Here is a 4,147-nt window from a genome sequence, read left to right on the forward strand (position 1 = left end):
GGGTGGGCGGTGCCGGGGGCGGTGGTGTACGCGCCGTGGTCGGTGCGGGAGCCGGGGCCGACGAGGTAGCCGCCGGCGCCGCGGATGTCGATGCCGGGGGCGAGGCGGCCGGCCGAGTTGGGGACGACGACGTCCCGGGGGCCGGTGAGCCAGAGGTGACGGCCGCCGGAGGGGGTGAGGACGACGACGGTGGGCGGGATGGTGAAGAAGTGGCGCAGGGCGAGTTCGCGCAGGGCGGCGGTGGAGTCGGTGCCGGACTTGGTGTCCAGGTCGACGCCGACGAGGTGATGCGGTGGGAGTCCGCAGGCGATGCCGTAGCCGGTGGACCAGGGGGCGGCGGCGAAGAGTGCGCGGATGCGAGCGGGGTCGGTGCTGGCGTCGTACACGCCGTGGCCGGGGCGGCCGCACGCGCCGTGGCAGGGCGGGGCCGTCGGGTCGTCGCGGTGGGGGGAGCGCAGGGCCGGGAGCTTGGTCCGGGACAGGGGGATGACGGCCAGGCCGCGTTCGGCGGCCGACAGGGCGTGGGCGAGGGCCAGGGTGGTGGCCTGCCGGGGGTACCGGTCTGTGGTGGCCATGGATCCAGTTTCGTACGTGCGTTCGAAAAAAGGAAGGGGGTGAGGGGGGACGCGCCGAGGGAAGTGCGGTCGGCCGGGAAGGTGCCGGAACACTTCGCCTCTTGTGGGGCCTGAGGTGTGGATGCCCGACTTGCCAGGGGTTGAGGTGGCATGGGCAAGAAGAGTGGTGCCAGGGGTTTATCGACTTGTCATCACGCTTGCGTGCTAATCGTGGCTTCGAGGGTGGTTCGACGGGGATTCGGTGGGCAACTCTGGTCTCGCGACATCGTCACAGCACCGGGGCGGTCGGCCAACTTCCCTGGTGAAAGCCGTACTTCTTGAATCGTCCGGTCACGAGCCGGTGCGTAGTCCCCGTTCTGGAGGATCAACATGGCAAGCATCCGTACCGCCCGCGTCATCGCCGCCGTCTCCGCCCTTCCGCTGGCAGCCGCTCTGTTCACCGGCGTCGCGGCGGCGGACAACGGCGCCATCGCGGACGACGGATCGAACGCGGGTGTCGCGAGCGTCGTCGGCAGCGGCGTCGGGCATGACAACAGCGGCAACTCGTCCACCACGCAGCAGAACGCCGTCGGCTCGGGCGCCTCGAACCAGAGCAACACCGCGCAGGTCAACGGCTCCGCGTTCACAGCCATCAACCAGGGGAACAGCAACGTGGCCGTCGGCTTCACGCCGCTCTGGTGGTGATCTGAGGGGACCGGCGCCCCGGCGCCGGTCCCCTCCTCTCCTTCCCGCCGGTGCTCTGTGGGGTGGGAAACGCGTCTGTACGGCGGGGCTTCGGCGCCGCCGCGCAGACGTTTTCACGTGGAGGACGCGCGCGGGCGTCGGCGCGTTCGGAAGCCGGTGACCTTGACATCGCCACACACCTGACGGACAGTCAGAAATCCTTGAGACAGGGGATGGTGTGGTCAGGATGAGCAGCGGCACGGAAGGCGTACGGGAGGCCCGGAATGCCCTGGAGGACCGGCTGAAGGCCTACGAGGGCCGGCCCGCCACGACCGCCGGAGCCGGCCGGGATCCGGTCAACGCGCCCATGATCCGCCACTGGTGCGAGGCGATGGGGGACACCAACCCGGCCTACACCGGCCCCGAAGCCATCGCCCCGCCCACCATGCTCCAGGCCTGGACCATGGCCGGCCTCGGCGGCCGGGCCGGGCGCGCGCCCGCCTACGAGGAACTGCTCGCCCTCCTCGACGAGGCCGGCTGCACGGCCGTCGTCGCCACCGACTGCGAGCAGGAGTACGTCCGTCCCCTGCGCCCCGGTGACGAGATCACCTTCGACACCGTGATCGAGTCGGTCTCCGGCCGCAAGACGACCAAGCTCGGCACCGGGTACTTCGTCACGACCCGCACGGTGGTGCGCGTGGCGGGGGAACCGGCCGGCGTCCACCGCTTCCGCATCCTCAAGTACGCCCCGGCGCACCGGGAACCCGAACCGGAGGAGCGCCGCCCCCGCCCGGTGATCAACCGGGACAACGCCGGCTTCTGGGAGGGGGTACGCCGCCACCGGCTCCTCATCCAGCGCTGCACCGCCTGCGGCACCCTCCGTTTCCCCTGGCTGCCGGGGTGCGCGAGCTGCGGGGAGCGGGAATGGGACACCGTCCAGGCGTGCGGCGAGGGGACCGTGTACTCGTACGTCGTGATGCACCACCCGCCCTTTCCCGCCTTCTCCCCTCCCTTCGCGGTCGGCCTGATCGAACTCGCGGAGGGTGTGCGGATCGTGAGCGACGTGGTCGGGGTGCCCTACGACAAGGTCCGCATCGGGATGCCGGTGCGGCTCGAATTCCGGCGGTACGACGAGGAACTGGTGCTTCCGGTCTTTCAGGGGGTGACCGCGTGAGCCGGGGCGTTCTCGTGAGGGCCGGGGACGAGCTTGCTCCGCTGGAGGTGCCGATCACGCGGACGCTGATCGTCGCGGGGGCGGTGGCCTCCCGCGACTACCAGGACGTGCACCACGATCCCGAGGCGGCCAGGGCCAAGGGCTCCCCCGACATCTTCATGAACATCCTCACCACCAACGGCCTGGTGGGCCGCTACATCACCGACCACTTCGGTCCGGCGGCGGTGCTGCGCCGGGTCGCCATCCGGCTCGGGGCGCCCAACCGGCCCGGCGACACGATGGTGTTGAGGGGCACGGTCGAGGAGGTCGACGGGGACACGGCGGTGGTGCGGGTGTCCGGGGACAACGGTATCGGGCGGCACGTCAGCGGCACCGTCACGGTCACCGTTGCGGGGACTGGCACCGGGACCGAAAGGGTGACCGGCACCGGAACGGTCACCGTCCCCACGGCCGGGGAGGCGCGGTGAGCGTGCGGGCGCGGGACGGTCTCGGCGGGCGGGCGGCCATCGCCGGAATCGGGGCGACGGAGTTCTCCAAGGACTCGGGGCGCAGCGAGCTGCGGCTGGCGACCGAGGCGGTGCGGGCGGCGCTGGACGACGCGGGGCTGCGGCCGGCGGACGTGGACGGGCTGGTGACGTTCACGATGGACACCAGCCCGGAGATCACGGTGGCGCAGGCCTGCGGCATGGGGGAGCTGTCCTTCTTCTCCCGCGTCCACTACGGCGGCGGGGCGGCCTGCGCGACCGTGCAGCAGGCGGCGCTGGCGATCGCGGCCGGGGTGGCCGAGGTCGTTGTCTGCTACCGCGCGTTCAACGAGCGCTCGGGCCGGCGTTTCGGCTCGGGGGTGCGGCGGCGGGAGCCGTCGGCGGAGGGGACGGCGCTCGGCTGGACCCTGCCGTTCGGGCTGCTCACCCCGGCGTCCTGGGTGGCGATGGCGGCGCAGCGGTACCTGCACGCGTACGGGCTGACCCCGGAGGCGTTCGGGCAGGTGGCCGTCACGGCGCGCAGGCACGCGGCGGCCAACCCGGCGGCGTACTTCCACGGCCGGCCGATCACCCTCGCCGACCACGCGGCCTCCCGCTGGATCGCCGAGCCGCTGCGGCTGCTGGACTGCTGTCAGGAGACCGACGGCGGTCAGGCGCTGGTGGTGACCTCGGTGGAGCGGGCCCGCGATCTGCCGCGGACACCGGCCGTGGTCGCCGCGGCGGCGCAGGGCGCCGGGCGGGCCCAGGAGCAGATGACGAGCTTCTACCGCGACGACCTGACGGGCCTGCCGGAGGTGGCGGTGGTCGCCCGCCAGCTGTGGCGGACGTCGGGGCTCGCGCCCGCCGACATCGACGTGGGGATCCTGTACGACCACTTCACCCCGTTCGTGCTCATGCAGCTGGAGGAGTTCGGCTTCTGCCCGCCGGGCGGGGCCGCCGCGTTCGTCGCCGAGGACCGCCTCCCGCTCAACACTCACGGCGGCCAGCTCGGCGAGGCCTACCTGCACGGCATGAACGGCATCGCCGAGGCCGTACGGCAACTGCGCGGCACGTCCGTGAACCAGATACCCGGCGCCGCCCGCACCCTGGTCACGGCGGGGACGGGCGTGCCGACCTCGGGGCTGGTGCTGACGGCCGACGGCTGAACGGGACGGGCGTGCCGGAACCACGGCACCCACACCACGCACCCCGAACCACAGACCCGCGCCCCGGACCCGCACCCGAACCACGCACCCACGCACCCCGCACCC

General features: G+C 72.5%; 5 protein-coding genes. 4 read left to right on the forward strand and 1 reads right to left on the reverse strand.

Annotation, left to right across the window (positions count from 1 at the left end):
- On the reverse strand, positions 1-575 hold a 575-nt coding region (locus tag P1P75_RS40060; RefSeq protein WP_319264623.1), incomplete at its 3' end, for a bifunctional DNA primase/polymerase.
- Positions 576-944: 369 nt separating this feature from the next.
- Here P1P75_RS40060 and P1P75_RS40065 point away from each other — a divergent pair.
- The 4 genes from P1P75_RS40065 (at position 945) to P1P75_RS40080 (ending at position 4,042) form a co-directional block, all read left to right on the forward strand.
- Positions 945-1,259, forward strand: a complete 315-nt coding sequence (locus tag P1P75_RS40065; RefSeq protein WP_319264625.1) for a hypothetical protein — start codon at positions 945-947, stop codon at positions 1,257-1,259.
- A 226-nt stretch (positions 1,260-1,485) separates the two neighbouring features.
- The gene (locus tag P1P75_RS40070; protein WP_319264627.1) at positions 1,486-2,412 is read left to right on the forward strand and encodes an OB-fold domain-containing protein; all 927 of its coding nucleotides are present in this window, start codon (positions 1,486-1,488) and stop codon (positions 2,410-2,412) included.
- A gap of 14 nt (positions 2,413-2,426) precedes the next feature.
- Positions 2,427-2,879 carry a MaoC/PaaZ C-terminal domain-containing protein gene (locus tag P1P75_RS40075; protein ID WP_319264631.1) on the forward strand — a complete coding sequence of 151 codons (453 nt, stop codon included), beginning with the start codon at positions 2,427-2,429 and terminating at the stop codon, positions 2,877-2,879.
- Positions 2,876-4,042 (forward strand): lipid-transfer protein, encoded by a 1,167-nt coding sequence (locus tag P1P75_RS40080; RefSeq protein ID WP_319264629.1) that lies wholly within the window; start codon positions 2,876-2,878, stop codon positions 4,040-4,042. Before P1P75_RS40075 ends, P1P75_RS40080 begins: the two co-directional genes overlap by 4 nt.
- Positions 4,043-4,147 lie beyond the last annotated feature (105 nt).

The sequence above is a fragment of the Streptomyces sp. ID05-39B genome, from assembly GCF_033794725.1.
Taxonomy (GTDB): Bacteria; Actinomycetota; Actinomycetes; order Streptomycetales; family Streptomycetaceae; genus Streptomyces; species Streptomyces bobili.